At 40.9% G+C, this 16,307-nt stretch carries 13 protein-coding genes and 1 tRNA gene; 9 read left to right on the top strand and 5 right to left on the bottom strand.

Annotated features, from left to right (window positions below; all coding sequences use genetic code 11):
• Positions 1-130: 130 nt before the first annotated feature.
• Entirely contained in the window at positions 131-2,302 is a 2,172-nt protein-coding gene (gene ppk1 / locus V7K79_RS04350) for a polyphosphate kinase 1 (protein WP_335045022.1), read from the top strand.
• 196 nt (positions 2,303-2,498) lie between these two features.
• Entirely contained in the window at positions 2,499-2,915 is a 417-nt protein-coding gene (locus V7K79_RS04345; RefSeq protein ID WP_335045021.1) for a response regulator, read from the top strand.
• Between the two features lie 129 nt (positions 2,916-3,044).
• On the opposite strand, the gene V7K79_RS04340 is transcribed toward V7K79_RS04345, so the two are convergent.
• Entirely contained in the window at positions 3,045-3,218 is a 174-nt protein-coding gene (locus tag V7K79_RS04340) for a hypothetical protein (RefSeq protein WP_335045019.1), read from the bottom strand.
• Positions 3,219-3,761: 543 nt separating this feature from the next.
• Here V7K79_RS04340 and V7K79_RS04335 point away from each other — a divergent pair.
• Positions 3,762-4,331 (top strand): DUF2854 domain-containing protein, encoded by a 570-nt coding sequence (locus tag V7K79_RS04335; RefSeq protein ID WP_335045017.1) that lies wholly within the window; start codon positions 3,762-3,764, stop codon positions 4,329-4,331.
• A gap of 333 nt (positions 4,332-4,664) precedes the next feature.
• Here V7K79_RS04335 and V7K79_RS04330 read toward each other — a convergent pair whose 3' ends face one another.
• The gene (locus tag V7K79_RS04330) at positions 4,665-4,925 is read right to left on the bottom strand and encodes a chlororespiratory reduction protein 7 (RefSeq protein ID WP_335045015.1); all 261 of its coding nucleotides are present in this window, start codon (positions 4,923-4,925) and stop codon (positions 4,665-4,667) included.
• 756 nt (positions 4,926-5,681) lie between these two features.
• On the opposite strand from V7K79_RS04330, the gene V7K79_RS04325 reads away from it, so the two are divergent.
• Positions 5,682-6,713: a GGDEF domain-containing response regulator gene (locus tag V7K79_RS04325; RefSeq protein ID WP_335045217.1), complete on the top strand. Its 1,032-nt coding sequence runs from the start codon at positions 5,682-5,684 to the stop codon at positions 6,711-6,713.
• 44 nt (positions 6,714-6,757) lie between these two features.
• On the opposite strand, the gene V7K79_RS04320 is transcribed toward V7K79_RS04325, so the two are convergent.
• Entirely contained in the window at positions 6,758-7,963 is a 1,206-nt protein-coding gene (locus V7K79_RS04320) for a histidine kinase (RefSeq protein WP_335045014.1), read from the bottom strand.
• Positions 7,964-9,347: 1,384 nt separating this feature from the next.
• On the opposite strand from V7K79_RS04320, the gene V7K79_RS04315 reads away from it, so the two are divergent.
• From V7K79_RS04315 to V7K79_RS04300, 4 genes are all read left to right on the top strand, one after another.
• Positions 9,348-10,742 carry an S-layer homology domain-containing protein gene (locus V7K79_RS04315; protein WP_335045011.1) on the top strand — a complete coding sequence of 465 codons (1,395 nt, stop codon included), beginning with the start codon at positions 9,348-9,350 and terminating at the stop codon, positions 10,740-10,742.
• Between the two features lie 294 nt (positions 10,743-11,036).
• A complete protein-coding gene (locus tag V7K79_RS04310) occupies positions 11,037-12,116 on the top strand; it encodes an SGNH/GDSL hydrolase family protein (protein WP_335045009.1) in 1,080 nt (359 codons plus the stop codon).
• Between the two features lie 13 nt (positions 12,117-12,129).
• Positions 12,130-13,176 carry a M42 family metallopeptidase gene (locus tag V7K79_RS04305; RefSeq protein WP_335045215.1) on the top strand — a complete coding sequence of 349 codons (1,047 nt, stop codon included), beginning with the start codon at positions 12,130-12,132 and terminating at the stop codon, positions 13,174-13,176.
• Positions 13,177-13,357: 181 nt separating this feature from the next.
• Positions 13,358-13,651: a hypothetical protein gene (locus V7K79_RS04300; protein WP_335045007.1), complete on the top strand. Its 294-nt coding sequence runs from the start codon at positions 13,358-13,360 to the stop codon at positions 13,649-13,651.
• Between the two features lie 51 nt (positions 13,652-13,702).
• Here the strand turns inward: V7K79_RS04300 and V7K79_RS04295 are convergent.
• Positions 13,703-13,774: transfer RNA gene (locus V7K79_RS04295), tRNA-Thr, on the bottom strand.
• Positions 13,775-13,807: 33 nt separating this feature from the next.
• Here V7K79_RS04295 and V7K79_RS04290 point away from each other — a divergent pair.
• On the top strand, positions 13,808-14,101 hold the full coding sequence (locus tag V7K79_RS04290) for a DUF3493 domain-containing protein (protein WP_335045005.1): 294 nt from the start codon (positions 13,808-13,810) through the stop codon (positions 14,099-14,101).
• A 351-nt stretch (positions 14,102-14,452) separates the two neighbouring features.
• On the opposite strand, the gene V7K79_RS04285 is transcribed toward V7K79_RS04290, so the two are convergent.
• The gene (locus tag V7K79_RS04285) at positions 14,453-16,147 is read right to left on the bottom strand and encodes a DUF1565 domain-containing protein (RefSeq protein ID WP_335045003.1); all 1,695 of its coding nucleotides are present in this window, start codon (positions 16,145-16,147) and stop codon (positions 14,453-14,455) included.
• Between the last annotated feature and the right edge of the window lie 160 nt (positions 16,148-16,307).

The following is a 16,307-nucleotide window of genomic DNA, read 5'->3' as shown; positions in this document are numbered from 1 at the left end:
TGACTGAAAGCTGCTGTAAAACTTAGCTATGGCTAACCATTGCCTCAGCGTTACGCTCAAGGCCCATTTAACTTACTATATTTATTGTCCCCCGGTTCAATGGGCTAATTCTGCCTGCCTTTAGGTCATTATGGCAAAATCGAAAAAAAGCTCTACCCCCATCAATCTCAGCGATTCACAATATTATCTTAACCGAGAGTTAAGCTGGTTAGAATTTAATGCCAGGGTTTTACATGAAGCCTGTGACGATCGCACCCCACTTCTGGAACGTCTTAAGTTTTTGGGAATATTTAACTCTAATTTAGATGAGTTTTTTATGGTGCGCGTTGCTGGCTTAAAGCAACAAGTAGAGGCAAAAGTTAGCCTTTTAACTCCTGATGGTCGCACACCACAACAACAGCTAGACGATATTAGGTCTACCCTCATTCCCCACTTTCAGAAACAGCACCAACATTTTGAGCAAGTACTTCGTCCGCTACTAGTAAATCATGGCATTCATATTCTGAATTACATAGATTTGAATCAAAAGCAGCGGACTCATCTCAACAGCTATTTTGAGGAACAAGTTTTTCCAGTTTTGACTCCTCTGGCTGTCGATCCTAGTCATCCTTTTCCTTTTATTTCTAATCTCAGTCTGAATCTGGCTGTTGTGGTGAAGAACCCAGATACCGAAGAAGAATTCTTTGCCAGAGTCAAAGTTCCCAGTCTTCTCCCACGATTTTTACCGATACCGCCTGAGTTGGGAGATCAGAACAGCGAAAAACCTGCCCATTGGACTGGAGTACCTTTAGAACAGGCGATCGCTCATAACTTGGAATCTCTATTTCCAGGAATGAACATTCAAGAATATCATCCGTTCCGCATTACCCGTGATGCCGATTTGGTGTTAGAAGAAGATGAAGCAGATGATTTATTGTTAGCTATCGAACAGGAATTGCGAAAACGGCGGCTGGGTGGTAGTCCAGTCCGGCTAGAAATTCAATCCCAGACTCCTGAAATAGTGCGATCGCGATTATTGCAAGATTTGGAATTAACAGAAAGTGATGTTTACGAGGTAGATGGTCTTTTAGGACTGCGGGATTTAATGTACTTTATGTCCTTACCATTGCCGGAACTCAAAGATCCACCACGCCAATCTGTTGTACCGCTACGCCTGCAAAGGCTGAGAGAACCGAGTTTAGACCCAAATACGCTAGAGACGGACGAAGGAAAAGACTTTTTTGCTGTGATTCGGGAAAAGGATTTATTAGTACACCATCCCTATCAATCCTTTTCGACTACAGTAGTGCGATTTATTACCCATGCTGCCTACGATTCAAATGTGTTAGCCATCAAGATGACCCTTTACCGGACTTCTGGTGACTCGCCCATCGTTAACGCCTTAATTGCTGCTGCTGAAAATGGCAAACAGGTATCTGTACTGGTGGAATTAAAGGCGCGATTTGATGAAGAGAATAATATTTACTGGGCAAAACGACTAGAAAGAGTTGGAGTTCATGTTGTCTATGGTTTAGTCGGGCTAAAAACCCATAGTAAAACTGTTATGGTGGTACGGCGCGAAAAAGACCGGATACGTCGCTATGTGCATATTGGCACAGGTAACTATAACCAGAAAACGGCACGGCTGTATACAGATTTGGGATTGTTCAGTTGCCGTGAAGAATTGGCTGCTGATATCACAGATTTATTTAATTTCTTAACAGGATACTCCCTGCAAAAATCTTATCGAGAGTTGCTAGTTGCGCCTGTGAATATGCGCGATCGCTTTTTGGCACTAATTCACCGCGAAATCGAAAACGTTCAAAATGGATTTTCTGGACGGATTGTCGCCAAAATGAATTCCCTGGTCGATCCAGAAATTATCGGCACTTTATATGAAGCTTCCCGCGCTGGAGTGCAAATCGACTTAATTGTTAGGGGTGTTTGTTGTTTACGCCCAGGAATCAAAGACATTAGTGAAAATATTCGTATCATCAGTATTGTCGGTCGCTTTTTAGAACACTCTCGGATTTATTATTTTCATAACAATACACAAGAGGAAATCTATATCGGCAGTGCTGACTGGATGCGCCGCAACCTGGATCGCCGAGTCGAAGTAATTACTCCAGTAAAAGACCCAGATATTGCCAAAGATTTGCAAGAAATTATGGGAATTATGCTTGCAGATAATCGCCAAGCTTGGGAATTACAAGCTGATGGTACTTACATTCAACGGCGTCCTTATGATGATTCTCCAGAAGCCAATTCACAAAAAATTCTCATGAACATGGCATTACGTTCAGCTGGTGTAATCCCAACTTGATTGATTAAAAAAAGTTACTTATACCTTGACAACTAGCTCAACTTGTTCTCTTTATAAAAATTGAATTTTTTGAGTATTTGTCTAAGTTGTTTGTTATAGATTTATACAAGTTATTCAACCATAGGATAGAGTTAGTGCTGGCACTTGTTCTCATACACTAGAGAGGTTATTCTGAGTAAATTTGTCTTTTCCCTCAATGTTAATGTTATCGTGCGAGCTTTCTACCTTGCGTGTTTTAGTAGTTGATGACCACGAATTAACTCGCTTAACCTTACAATTGGTTTTTTCTTGCCAGGAAAATATTCAAGTAGTAGGTTTAGCCAGTAATGGTGAAGAAGCTATAGAAATGGTTAAACGTTGCCAGCCTGACGTAATTGTTCTAGATTTACAGATGCCAGTCATGGATGGGTGGAGTGCATCTAGTCACATTAAAGCTATATCTCCAAACACCCAGATACTTGCTTACTCCTCAGTGGAAGACGTAAATTTTCATGGGACAAAGGCAATGTCTAGCTTTGATGAAGTTTGCAAGAAAGATGTACCGACAAGCGAACTTATTGCCTTAGTTAGGCGGCTGGGTGAGCATGCAGGAGATGGTTCAATGGCAGGATAAATGATGCAATGATTATTGCTTCGCCAACTTAGGCTCATTTAAATTCTGGGGATTTGAAGACATAATACTACTGAATAACGTCGGTCTAGCCTAAAGTTGAGGTTAAACCGACGTAGTTTTTCATAACTTCTACTCTACCGGAATGGTGCGTGTAAATTCATCAATTAGTTCATCCAGTTCTTCCAAAGCCTGATTTACGTCAATTCTCAAAGTTCCCAGGTTTGGTTGCTCCAGTAAGCTTAATAAGTAATCGCGTTTACTTTTAACTGCCACAATTCGTTCTTTTATAGTCTGTAAATCCATTATTTTTTCCCATCTTTAACTACCTTTAAATTTAAAGTTAACTCAAAATCTAATATTCTGGGACAGTATACGCCCCAAGTAGTCAACTTAGTACAGCTAACCCTGAAGGTTCGTAGCGAATGGACTCAAACAAACTTTGCCTCCTATGCGCTATACTCTGCGTCCCTCTGCGTTTGAACTCAAACCCTTAATTAGTTACGAATTTACGAAATTGTGTACTTAGAGCCACTTAGCCTTCCTGCGAGATGCTGCACGAATGTAAATTAAGGGAAGATTGAGTATTTGAAATTATAAAGACAAAGGTGAGTAAAGTCTCCTTTAAACCAAGTTAGTGCTTTGGGCGACAGTGCCTGCCTTGTTCACTCTTAGTGTGTTCCCTTCCCCACTCTTTAGCAATCGGCGTGCGGTTTCTAACCACCTTAATATGGCAATTTAGAGTTAATTGAATACTAGCGCTTGGGGGCGATGTTCTTTCCTAATTTGTTGCTCATAGTCGATGATAATAAAACTAAGGTTATTCAGACTTTATACTAATTTAAGCTCATGCTACGCCAAATCTCTTTAGGAACACTCGGTTTAACTATCGGTGGCATATTAACCATCATTGGCTTTGTCGCCTATGCTGATAATAATGCCACACTCAATCTTGTCGGATTTTTTTACGGGATTCCTCTATTATTGGGAGGGCTGGCACTAAAAGCTAATGAACTTAAGCCAGTACCATTTACCCAAACTACCTCACCATCAGCATTGATACTGCGCCAGCAGCAAGCAACTGATACGCAAAATAAAATTCGCAAAGACATCACCCGATATTGCTACGGTCAAGATGCTCATCTAGATACAACACTTTCTTTTCTGGGTTTAAGTCCTACTGACCAGGAACGACCAACAGTCATAGGATTACGAGAAACAGAAGTTAATGGGAGCTATACCCTAACTTTAGAATTTGATTCACCACTAATACCAATTGATGTATGGCAAAAAAAGCATGAAAAAATGACCAATTATTTTGGGCCTGGGTTGGAAGTTCAAATAACACAGCCAGCTGAAAATACAATTGAGCTAGCGTTAATCAACACTCAAAAAGAATCATTAGTAAGTAGTCAATAGTCAAGAGCAAAAATTATTCTTACCCAAAGTTCATTCCTTTATGACTTGTTGTTACTCATATTTTTACAACAGTCAACATAATTAAGAATTCATAATTAAAATTATTGCTAACTCCTGTACTCCGCATTCTCTTATTGAACACTAAGTTTTTGATGAGTGTGCTGTCTACTGTACAGTGTCTTTAACTATAAATAAATTATGAATTAGTAATTATTCCTTTTGAAATTCTCTTAACCACAATTTACATCCCCGGCTTCTTGAATAAATCGGGAATCTAGGCAGCAACTTTTACTTAAAATCTTTTGGGCTTCTCTTAAGCACTTAATCAAAAACTTACTTTTCTAAACGAACTGCGTACCACTGTAAATATTGTCCAGGGCTAATATCTAATTTGCAGCTAGTGTCAAGTAGGTATTGTGCTTGAGCTTCCACAGTATCAAATTTTTGCAAGTCAGGGGGCAAATCTTGAATCATGAGTTGTTGAAGAGTTATTTTGAGCTTTTCTAATAACTCTGATGTTGTCATAAATTGTTCTGGTTGATTTGTTTCGAGAACAACAAAATTCTCCTGCTGATACATTAATGAGTCTGGCATTTTAAAAATTTAGTGAATGTCAATATGTTTAAATTATTTTTGTAATAACTTTTCTTTGTCTGTCTGTCTGTGTAATCAAAAATATAGCAGTTTTATGTGCTGTATGTAAAGCAGTTAGAGGATTAGTTGTTCAAAACACTAATCTTAATTTAGGATATAATAGTAATAAATAGTGTTAGCTACTACATTGCTATTTTTTCCCAAAAAAGTCTATTTTTAGATAACCAGATATACTAAACCTAATTAAATAAAAATTTAACTTAATTTATTAGTTCAAAACGCTCCTTGCTCTGGATCGCTAGGTTTCTCAACTAACTACACAACTAAAGAATTAAGGTGTGTATTTGTAATTCTCAAAAAAATTGTAATTCGACTTGAACAATAGGGAAATATAAAAGTATAGCCGTAGTCACATAGGTTAGGACATTTGAAAAGAGTGAAAGCTAGGAATAGTAATAGTTTTACCTCCTGCCTCCTGCCTCCTGCCTCCTGCTATAACATTCCCTCTTATAACCATCGCTGAACAAAAAGGTAGCAATTGCCTTCGTGTTCCAATTACAGATTGTCTATGCAACTTATTTATCTAACGCTTGCTTGGTTCAACAACATTGGGCAGTCCATTGTCAAAAAACAGTTTATCGTGAAGCCGGACACACCTTTGCCGCAAATCCTGGCATTGATGAAAATTGCGATCGCCCCTATGCGATTGAGTTGCACGGCCTTTTTCAGGATAGTCCCGTATGTGGAAGGCAACTCATGTCAGGCATAAGCCCATCTTTTGGTTCTGAGCAACGGCCACTGATTCTAGTGGCTGATGATGACAAAGACATCCGAGTCTTCTTGCGTAAAGTTATGGAAAAAGAACGTTATCGAGTCATAGAGGTCAATGATGGTAAGCAATGTTTAGATGCTTACCAGACTATTAAACCGGATATAGTTTTGCTAGATGCTGTAATGCCTGTGATGGATGGCTTTACCTGCTGTAAGCAGTTGCGCCAGATTGCCAAAAATAATTTAAAATCAGCCGTTGATACCTATACTGACTCGACCCTTAACAATACTGTCATCTCCAAGATATGGGAACCCAGTACTCCTATATTGATGATCACATGCCTGGACGATGAGGAATCCGTAAACCGTGCTTTTGAGGCAGAAGCGACTGATTACGTCACTAAGCCAATTCACTGGCCTGTATTGCGCCAACGGTTGCGGGGACTGCTAAAGCAAGCGCACGTTTACAAACAATTAGAGGCAGCAAACCAAGCTTTGCAGCACCTAGCCAATGTAGATGGCTTAACTGAGTTGGCTAATCGTCGCCGCTTTGACGATTATCTCAATAATCAGTGGATTAATCTGGCAGAAAAGGAAGAGAAATTTCCCCTGTCAATGATTTTGTGTGATATCGACTTTTTTAAATTTTATAACGATAAATATGGCCATCCTGCTGGGGATATCTGTTTACAAAAAGTGGGTGCTGTCTTAAGCCTTAAGGCACAAAAGCATGAGGATTTAGTAGCGCGTTATGGTGGCGAAGAATTTGCTGTGATTATGCCATATACCCATGCATCTGGTGCAGTTCACATTGCTGAAGCGATCCAAGCGGGAATCAAAGATTTGCAAATTGTTCATGATGGATCTGCGGTTAGTCAGCACGTCACTCTCAGTATGGGTGTGGCAACTGTTATCCCGACTTGGGAATCTTCACCTTCAGAGTTGATTGTACTGGCAGATAAAGCACTCTACCAAGCAAAGGCCGGGGGACGCGATCGCTTTGTCTCAAGTTCTTAATTGTCATTTGTGAATGATTAAGCCTATGCCCCATGCCCCAATGTTTAAGAAGGATAAACTGGCAGTGTGAAGTGAAACCATGCTCCATTATTGGGGGCAGAATCCACCCAAATTTGACCATAATGTGCCAGAACAATGCGTTGGCATAAACAAAGGCCAATGCCGTAACCTTCTGTACCTTCATCCCGTTGCAGGCGGAAGTGGTTTTCAAAGATCCGATTGCGATTCTCTACAGGAATACCAGGCCCAGTATCGCCGATACTAAACTGAACTTTTTGGGTAGTGCGGTGCAATCCGGTGATGCTAATCTTGCCACCTTCTGGGGTGTATTTGATGGCATTATCCAACAGATTTACTAGCACTTGTCGGATGCGTTCTGGGTCAGCGTATACATAAGGTAAGTCATTGGGAATATCTGTTTCGACCTTTTGAGATTTGGCAGTGTAGCGATCGCACAATTCTTCTAATACATCTAGGCACAGTTTACCTAACTGGACTTTTTGTGGTAAAATCGGAAATTCCGTATCTTTGCCACGACCTACCTCTAAAAGGTCGGCAATCATTCGATCAATGATTTTAGTTTGATTGCGGGCTTGTTTTAATAGATGCGCCGTCAATGATGGTTTGAGGCGCTGAAATTGGCCTGTCTCTAAATTATAGTCAGATTGGAGAGTTTCGATGGCGATCGCGGCGGCAGTTAAGGGATTGCGGAGATCGTGTGCCAGCATCGCAATCACCCGATCTTTAAACTGTAGCTGCTCTTGGAGATTATCTTTTTCCTGTTTTAAGCGAAAAATTTCGTCTGAGAGTCGGATGAGTTCAGCAGAAACAGCAACTGAACTGATGGTGGATTTGGGTAATGTCGCCCTAACAGTATCATCTATCCGTTCTTGTAAGTCTTCCTGTAATTTTAAGTAGGCGTCTACAGCAGCTTGCCAGCGAGGCCACCAGTTTTTCAATTGCGCTATAATATTACTCCCAGCTAAAACCTGCCGTGGTTCTGGGTGAATTTTGATTAAAGCTGGCGTTGCTACCAATTTAAAGTGTTCTGCTAAGTCAGGTTGTTGTCCAACATCAATAGTTTGAAGTTCAAAACTATACTCAATATGCAATTCTTTTAAGTAAGCACGTATTCGCTGCACCTGTTGGCGGGACTTGGGACGTCCATCGACAAACAGTAACAGCTGGAGTGGAGCTTCAGAATGAATAGGCTGATCCTGGGAAACTTGCATGTAATCGTGTTTCAGCACTGGTAACAACCCGGTGACGCTTTATGGAAAGTAAAATGGACTGACGGTTGTCGATGGTCGTTGTTTTTTCTTCTTAATATCTATTTTAGATTTACATACTCCTATCCGATCTGCGTTTTTGACATCAGACATATATTTTTCAGCCTTTTGCTTCCTTTTATTTAACTTTATCCCCAAGAAACACCCAAGCCCTTTGAATATAAGTCTTAATTTGCCCTTGTTCAAAAATTTTCGCCAGAGCCAGCAGGTGAAAGGTTTAATACTATGTCAAATCGGCTAGTGCAACACTATAATTTGAGTATTCGCTTTCAGTAAGCGATGTCTACGACGGGCTACGCCTACGCCCAAGTAAACACAGATGCTAATTGTATCTAATTTATCAGGAAGCTGTTAACTGTTCAGACCGAGTTTTTAGAGGGTTTTCTCAACCGCTAGTACATTCGATGAAGTGTCTTTTTCGCCTCTAACCAATCATTAACTAGGATTGGAACAAACAGCTATAGTTAGCAATGTACTACTTCTATAACTTGCCAAGCGCACTTCCAGCTTTCCTAAAAGAAGCACCGCCCTATCCCAGAATAACAGGGGATCGGTTGATTAATAGAAAGTTTTGGATAACATAGAGGCGATGCCTACAGTGGTAAACTACGCACTTTTAGAGTAAGCACTCACTACTTTCTTGGCTGTCAAGAAACTTTTGACTACAACACAAGTAGCACTTTCCCCAAAAAATCAATTTAGAGATACTAGGGAAACTGCTGCTACACTTGACTGCTTTACCTATTACCCTAGTCGCCAAGAATAAGGAACTTACGCTAAATTCCTATAATTGATTAGCACTGGCATTTTTCAGCTATTGCCTTATTCAGCTTACCATCGTCAGATGAATAATTTTCAGAATTAGATTGTAAGCCAGCGTTAATTAACTCGATCTATTCCCCTCCTTGGGTGAGGCTAAGGGGGGGTTTGTTACATATAGCAGGTATTTCAGGTTTATTTATGTTTTTTCCAAAAATGTTAGTTTTTCAGAATTTTAGGGAACTCTATAAAGAAGCATGGGAATTATAAAAACCTAATGGCTGTAAAACAAAGACAATACGGTAGCTTTTGCTACCGTTTACTCATTTTTTGAGATATCATCACCAACAGAGACATTTATGAAAAAGACATACTTAGTCGGTAGTGTCTTTTGGTGATATAAAAAGTCAGAGGAGAGCAGGGGGGACAAGGTGACAAGGTGACTAAAGTTAGAACTTGCAACAAGTCTTTCCCTTCCCCTTGTCTCCAATTCTCAAGAGTCCCCAAGTCTCTCCCCAATGCCCCATTCCCATTTAATGAACAGTCTGCGCTAGGGTAGGAATTGAAACTCAATTTGTGATTTCCTGTGCTTCCCTGTAAACGTCCAGCTGTATTTTTAATTTGGGCTGTTCTACTCACTTCGTTAACAGCCTGTGCTAATAGTCCAGTCGCCAAAAACCTTGAAGAATCTTTGGCGGCAGATCCGAAACTGCAAAGCGATGGAGTTGTCTTTGGAGAATCTCAAGGTAATCAACCGCAAGCACAGCAAAATGATTCAGCAGTTCAGTTACCAGCTGATTTTCCTAAAGATATTCCCTTATATTCCAATGCCAAACTACAGGAAGTTACACCTACTAGCAGCTTAGAAAACAAAATCTCAACTCGTTGGTTAAGTTCTGACCCCAGTAATTTTATTGCTAGCTTTTATCGCAGCCAGTTTCAAACAAATAACTGGCAAATTTTACAACAGCCGACAGATGATGCTGGAGGGGCTTTTGAGGCACGTCGCAACGATTTGCTGTTGAAGGTTTCCATTCAGCCAAAATCAGTTACTAACGCCACACCTAATCAACCTCAAACAGCCACTGAATTACTGATTGATTACGTACCGAATAGTACTGCAACAGCACAACCTACCCCAAATACAAATACTAACGAAACTACTAACGCTGTTCCTCAACCGGGAAATTCACAGTTTATTGGCCCAATACCACCCACAAACTTGGTAGCACAGTCACCAAGCACAACTAATAACCAAATCCCTACAGCTACGACACAAAAATCTCAGGAATTCAACGATCTCAACAAGATACCGCAAGAATGGCGGCAACACATCCAAGACTTGGCTGCATTAGGTGTTTTGTCTTTAGAAGCAAACACAACTAAGAGCAACTCTACTAACACAACTAACCAGTTTGAACCCGGTAAAATCGTTACACATCGGGAATATGCTCGTTGGCTAATTGCTGCTAACAATGCTTTGTATGCCAATAATCCAACTAAACAGATTCGCTTGGCATCAGAAAGTACTCAACCAGCTTTTAGTGATGTGTCCGCAAAAGACCCTGATTTTCCAGCAATTCAGGGATTAGCCGAAGCTGGGTTAATTCCTAGTTCTTTGTCTGGAGATACTACAGTAGTGTTATTTCGTCCTGATGCACCTTTAACGCGGGAACAATTGCTGCTATGGAAATTACCTTTAGATACTCGCCAAGCTTTACCTTCTGCTAACTTAGATGCGGTTAAACAAACCTGGGGTTTCCAAGATGCAGCGCGAATTGACCCCAAGGCTTTAAGAGCAGTGTTGGCTGATTACCAAAATAGCGAACAATCGAATATTCGGCGGGTATTTGGTTATACGACTCTATTTCAACCCAAAAAATCAGTAACTCGTGCTGAGGCTGCTACGGCTTTGTGGTATTTTGGCACTCAGGGTGACGGTGTATCGGCTGCTGAGGCTTTGAAATTAAAGCGAAGTTAAAAGGCAGTTAGTCTATCCTCAGCATAAAAGTGAGCAATTATCACCTTTTATGGGGTAAATTTTGCCATTTATTTGTATAATTCTGATTTTTTATGAAGAAAATGCAAATCTAAGTATTTTCAGCGTTTTTACCTGCGTTTGATGAATTTTTAAGGCATAGTTAAGTAAAACAACGTAAACTAACTTAACTTAATAAACGTACTTAATTTTGAAATAACTCAAAAGACAAGTTGTCAGACTATCGCCTTTTGATTGCTTTTAAACAAACTAAAAAATAACGCAGGTAAAACAAATATGAAAAAACAAGCTGTCGCAGCAGGATTTGTTCTCTTATCTTTAATGTTGCCGCTCAGAGTAAGTGCTGCGAGTTTTAACAAATTTTATGTATTTGGCGACAGTCTTTCTGATACTGGCAATGTTTTCACTGCTACTGGTGGTTTAGTGGCTCCGACAACAGCTATTCCCCAATCTCCACCCTACTTTCAAGGGCGTTTTTCCAATGATCGGGTGTGGGTAGACTACCTCGGAGAGCAGCTAGGATTAAAACCTTCTCCATACATTACTTTAAATACTACTATTCCCAATCAAGGTATTAACTTTGCTGTCGGTGGTGCTAGTTCTGGTCAAGGCAATGCTGTTGTTCCTAATGCACCGTTACCGGGAGTACTGGAGCAAGTCGGCTTGTTGACGCAACCCATTTTACAAGCTAATCAGAAGCTCGATCCAAATGCCATTTATGCTGTATGGGGAGGTGCAAATGATTATGTGTTTGGTCAAGCTAGCAATGCGATTCAAACAGTCCAGAATTTATCAAATGCAGTAGGGTTACTTGCCTCATCTGGCGCAAAAAATATTTTAGTCTTTAACTTGCCTGATTTGGGCAAGATTCCATTTGCGTCTGCGACAGGTCTATCTAGCAACTTGACTAGTTTGACAAATGACCATAACAAGAGATTAGCAGAGGAACTAGGCAAATTTAGCAATAACTCCGATCTGAATCTGATCTCTGTAGATGTGTTTTCCCTATTTAATCAAGTAGAAGCAAATCCAGGGAAGTTTGGGTTTAAAGATGTGACTAACCCTTGCGTAGTAGGGAATTTCCAGACAATTATCAGTGTATGTTCTCAACCAAACGATTATTTATTCTTTGACTCTGTGCATCCAACGACAGGCGCTCATAAGTTAGTAGCAGATGCTGCACTGGCGGCGATTGAGGCTAAGTCTGTGCCTGAACCTGCGATAAACTTGGGAATTTTAGCCGTTGGTACTTTTGGTGCGGTAGGAGTGCTGAAGCGTCAACAAAAAAGGTCAGCATTGATGACAGCAGACCGGGTTTTTGATGCACAATTGTCTCATACAACAGTTGAAAACTAAACTAACTGTATTGATGTGGGATTACGATCGCTTATTTGAAATTATTGAAGAATTGGTTATGCACCATTCCCCTAGTGGTGCAGAAGCTGAGATTAACCAGTTGTTAATGCAACGATTTGCGGCGCTGGGTGTGGAAGTCTGGTGCGATCGCGCTGATAATATTATTGCCAAGATTCCAGGAAAAAATCCAGACCGAGCGATCGCCATCACAGCACATAAAGACGAAATTGGTGCAATTGTCAAGACTATTGGTGATGAAGGTCGTGTGAAAGTTAGTAAACTTGGCGGTTCTTTCCCGTGGGTTTACGGCGAAGGAGTTGTCGATTTACTGGGAGATAATGAAACTATCAACGGTATTCTCAGCTTTGGTTCCCGCCACGTTTCTCACGAATCACCCCAAAAAGTCCAGCAGGAAGAGACTACTGTTAAGTGGGAAAATGCCTGGATTGAAACGAAGCTGACATCTGCTCAATTAGAAGCAGCTGGTGTTCGACCTGGAACTAGAATGGTGATTGGCAAACATCGCAAGCGTCCAATTCGGTTAAAGGATCATATTGCTGGTTACACTTTGGATAACAAAGCTTCTGTGGCGATTTTGCTAGCTTTGGCTGAAAATCTCAAACAGCCAGTAGTCGATGTTTATTTGGTAGCGTCGGCGAAAGAAGAAGTGGGAGCAATTGGGGCGCTATTTTTCACCCAAAATCAACGTTTGGATGCGTTGATTGCTTTAGAAATTTGTCCATTATCTGAAGAATATCCGATTAAAGATGGCGAAAGTCCTGTACTTTTATCTCAAGATGCTTATGGAATATATGATGAGGGGCTAAATGGACAACTGCGCCAATCTGCCAAACAACTTGATATATCAGTGCAGCTAACGATACTGAGTCAGTTTGGTAGTGATGCTTCGATTGCGATGAAATTTGGTCATGTTGGGCGTGCTGCTTGTTTGGCGTTTCCTACACAAAATACCCACGGTTATGAAATTACTCATTTAGGAGCGATCGCAAACTGTATTGATTTGTTAAAAGCTTTTTGCGAAACTGAGTTTGAGGAATAATTCAAGGCTTTGACTAGAAGGAGCGATCGCATATCAACCCAAAATAGCGTGAATTTTTCTGGTTGTCGAAAATGCGCGATCGCACTAAAAGGGAATCACAGTTTGTCAGGGACAAAGTGCTTTTAGCGCCACTTGCTTGTCAAAGTCTACCAGTTGCAAAGATTGTTCATGCGATTGCTCAGTGGTAGTTTCAGGTAATAGAAGGATGCGATCGCTAAATAGTGATTCAGGCGATCACATTTATAGCTTTTACGTTCGCATTTGTTATTTCAGCGTTCGCATTTACAGCTTTTGCGTTCGCATTTGTTATTTCAGCGTTCGCATTTATAGCTTTTGCGTTCGCATTTGTTATTTCGGCGTTCGCGTTTGTTATTTCGGCGTTCGCATTTATAACTTTTGCGATCGCGTTTGTTATTTCGGCGATTACTGTTGGCTACCAAAAGCCCACATTGTACCGTCAGGTCAGTGTGGGTAATTTACTGTACAATTTATGTCAAACTCTAAATATTGAGGAATACTTCATCAAAGCCGATGATGGGATTTGAACCCACGGCCTGCTGATTACGAATCAGCTGCTCTACCACTGAGCCACATCGGCGTACACAATCTCAAACTATAACATGATTTAATCATGGTAGACCAAAATCCCAAAAATCGTCTTAATCCTGAACAGTATGCCAGCCTGAAAGCGGAAATAGCCGCTCCTTATCGCGGCTTCCGACAATTTTTCTACATTGCTTTCGCTGCTTCTGGCTCACTCGGAGCATTCGTCTTTTTCTTGCAAGTGCTTGCCGGACGCAATGTTGAGAGTGCTTTGCCTAGTTTAGCTCTCCAACTCGGAATAGTTGCCTTAATGGTTTTCCTCTGGCGTTGGGAACAGCGTCGGCAACAACGCCCGAATTCGGGTAAAAATCCTAATTCTTGAAGGGAGAAATCTTAGCTAGTTAATTTTTGATTACTTTCTTTTAATACATCTTTTCTTCAAATTTACTCATGCTTTTATGAAGATTAAAAAATCCAGAAAGAAAAAATAAAAAAGTTATTAGGAAATCCCAAAAAGCAAAAGTTTCTGAGAAAATAGAAATCGTTGAAACGAGGTCAGTCAATATAAAGACCCTGACCATAAACCCAATCACATTCAAATGGGGTCAGCTATATTTAAAGACCCCAAATTTTATATTATGATTAAAAAACCCTGAAATTAAAAAACCACTACATTGGAAGCGCCAGACTTATAAATTATCAGTCTGGCGTTTCCTATTTGCTAACTAGACATTTACTGAACTGTTACCAAATAAGATGAAGGAATTGGTTGGGCACGTCCAGCATTAACGAGTGCCTGGTAAACAAAGGCAGCAACTTCGGCTCTAGTCGCCTGACGATTAGGATTGAGTTGCTTGGCTGTGGGATAGTTGATTACTAATTGCCGTGTAGTTGCGGCGGCAACTGGTGCGATCGCATAATTAGGAATCTGAGCAGCATCAGTGTAAAAGGAAACGACATTTTGATTATTTGCAGTTAAGCCCAAACCATTAGCTAAAGAGACTAACGCCTGCACTCTAGGAATTTGCTGCTGTGGCTTAAAAGTGCCATCGGGATAGCCAGAAACAAATTGACTCTGGTAAGCAGATTGAATGGCAGCGTAAGCCCAGAAATTGCTTGCTACATCCTTAAACTGAATGGCTGCGCGTTTAGTTGGTGGCTTTAGGGCTTTAGTGACAATAGTGGCAAATTGAGCGCGGGTTACAGGTTCATTGGGTTTAAAGCTGCCATCAGGAAAGCCAGCAATAATATTTTGGGAGGCTAGAGCTTCGATGTAGGTTTTTGCCCAGTAATTTGCTGGTACATCTTTAAAGGCAACAGATTCTCCAGGGGGTACGTCAACAGTGGCAGCAACAAAATCTACTGAGCCAAAAATCTTTTTTTGGTCGATATCGTTGCCAACAGCGACAATTTTACTGGTTTTAGTAGCATTGTTCACATCATAACGAGTGTTATTGCGGATAAGATTGCCGCCAGGATTTTCATTGGTGCCAAGGTCGGGTGAAGCGTTGACAGTCGCTACTACTCCATCCCGTTTATTGTTTTGAATGTAATTTTTACGCAATACGGGCTTGGCTGACTCTGAGATAAAAAGACCGTCTTGATTTTCGATAATTTGGTTTTCTACAACTAGAGGTGTGGAAGTCCCACCGATCGCAAGACCAAAACCGGTATCCTGAAATAAGTTACTCCGAATTTCTCCTTGAGCAGTCTTAGCAATTGAGATCCCATTGCCTTTGTTTTGCACAAACTGGTTACTTTCAATTTTGGGATTACCTGTACCCGTGACAAAAACACCCTCTCTAACACTGTTAGTAAAAGTACTGTTTTTGATAATCGGATTAGTTGACTCTACCCATACACCTGTACCCCGGCTATTTGGGTTAGTGACGCTGACACCAGCGATGGTGCTATCTTGTTCGGCAAGGATGGTAATGTCCTGTCTGGCAAAGGTGCGACTAGTGTAGAAGCCTCCACCTGTAATCAATATCGCCTGACCTTTAGTAGCTTCATCACCTCGCAGTGTCACCCCTGGTTTAAGTAAAAGCGGGAAGGTTTCACCACTTTCCTGGTTATAAGTACCAGGTGCTAATTGAATCACAGCACCTGCTTGGGCTTGACTGAGAGCGAAACTGATGCTCTTGTAGGGTGCTGCCGAGGTTGCACCAGCACCAGCCCTATCTGCACCAGTTGCTGGATTAACATAAATCGCTGCGGCAGTTGTAGGAGCTTGTGCTGTACGAGTTGGGGCCATATTTTCTGGATGAGTGGTATCAGCATTAACCTCATTAGGTAGTAGTATTGACCCACTTGAAACAACAAGGATTGCCGTTAGCCCGGCTCCTACGCGCAAAGTATATCTGAGATGACTGCTGGAAAGAAGGCGAAAATTTTTTGCAAGAGTAATGTGAAAACCCCAATATTTCATTTTTTACGTCTGTAATGTCTGAATTACGGTATGTCGAACAAGATTAAAGATAACAGCGTTGTAGCTGCTCTGAAACCCATGCCAAACTATACTGGATGATTAGCACTGATTCAGCTAAATTCCCTAGATAGGTCACAGAACTTATACATTAGTTATATTG

Source organism: Nostoc sp. (genome assembly GCF_036917575.1).
Taxonomy (GTDB): domain Bacteria; phylum Cyanobacteriota; class Cyanobacteriia; order Cyanobacteriales; family Nostocaceae; genus Nostoc.
This window is presented reverse-complemented; position numbering and strand designations above follow the sequence as displayed.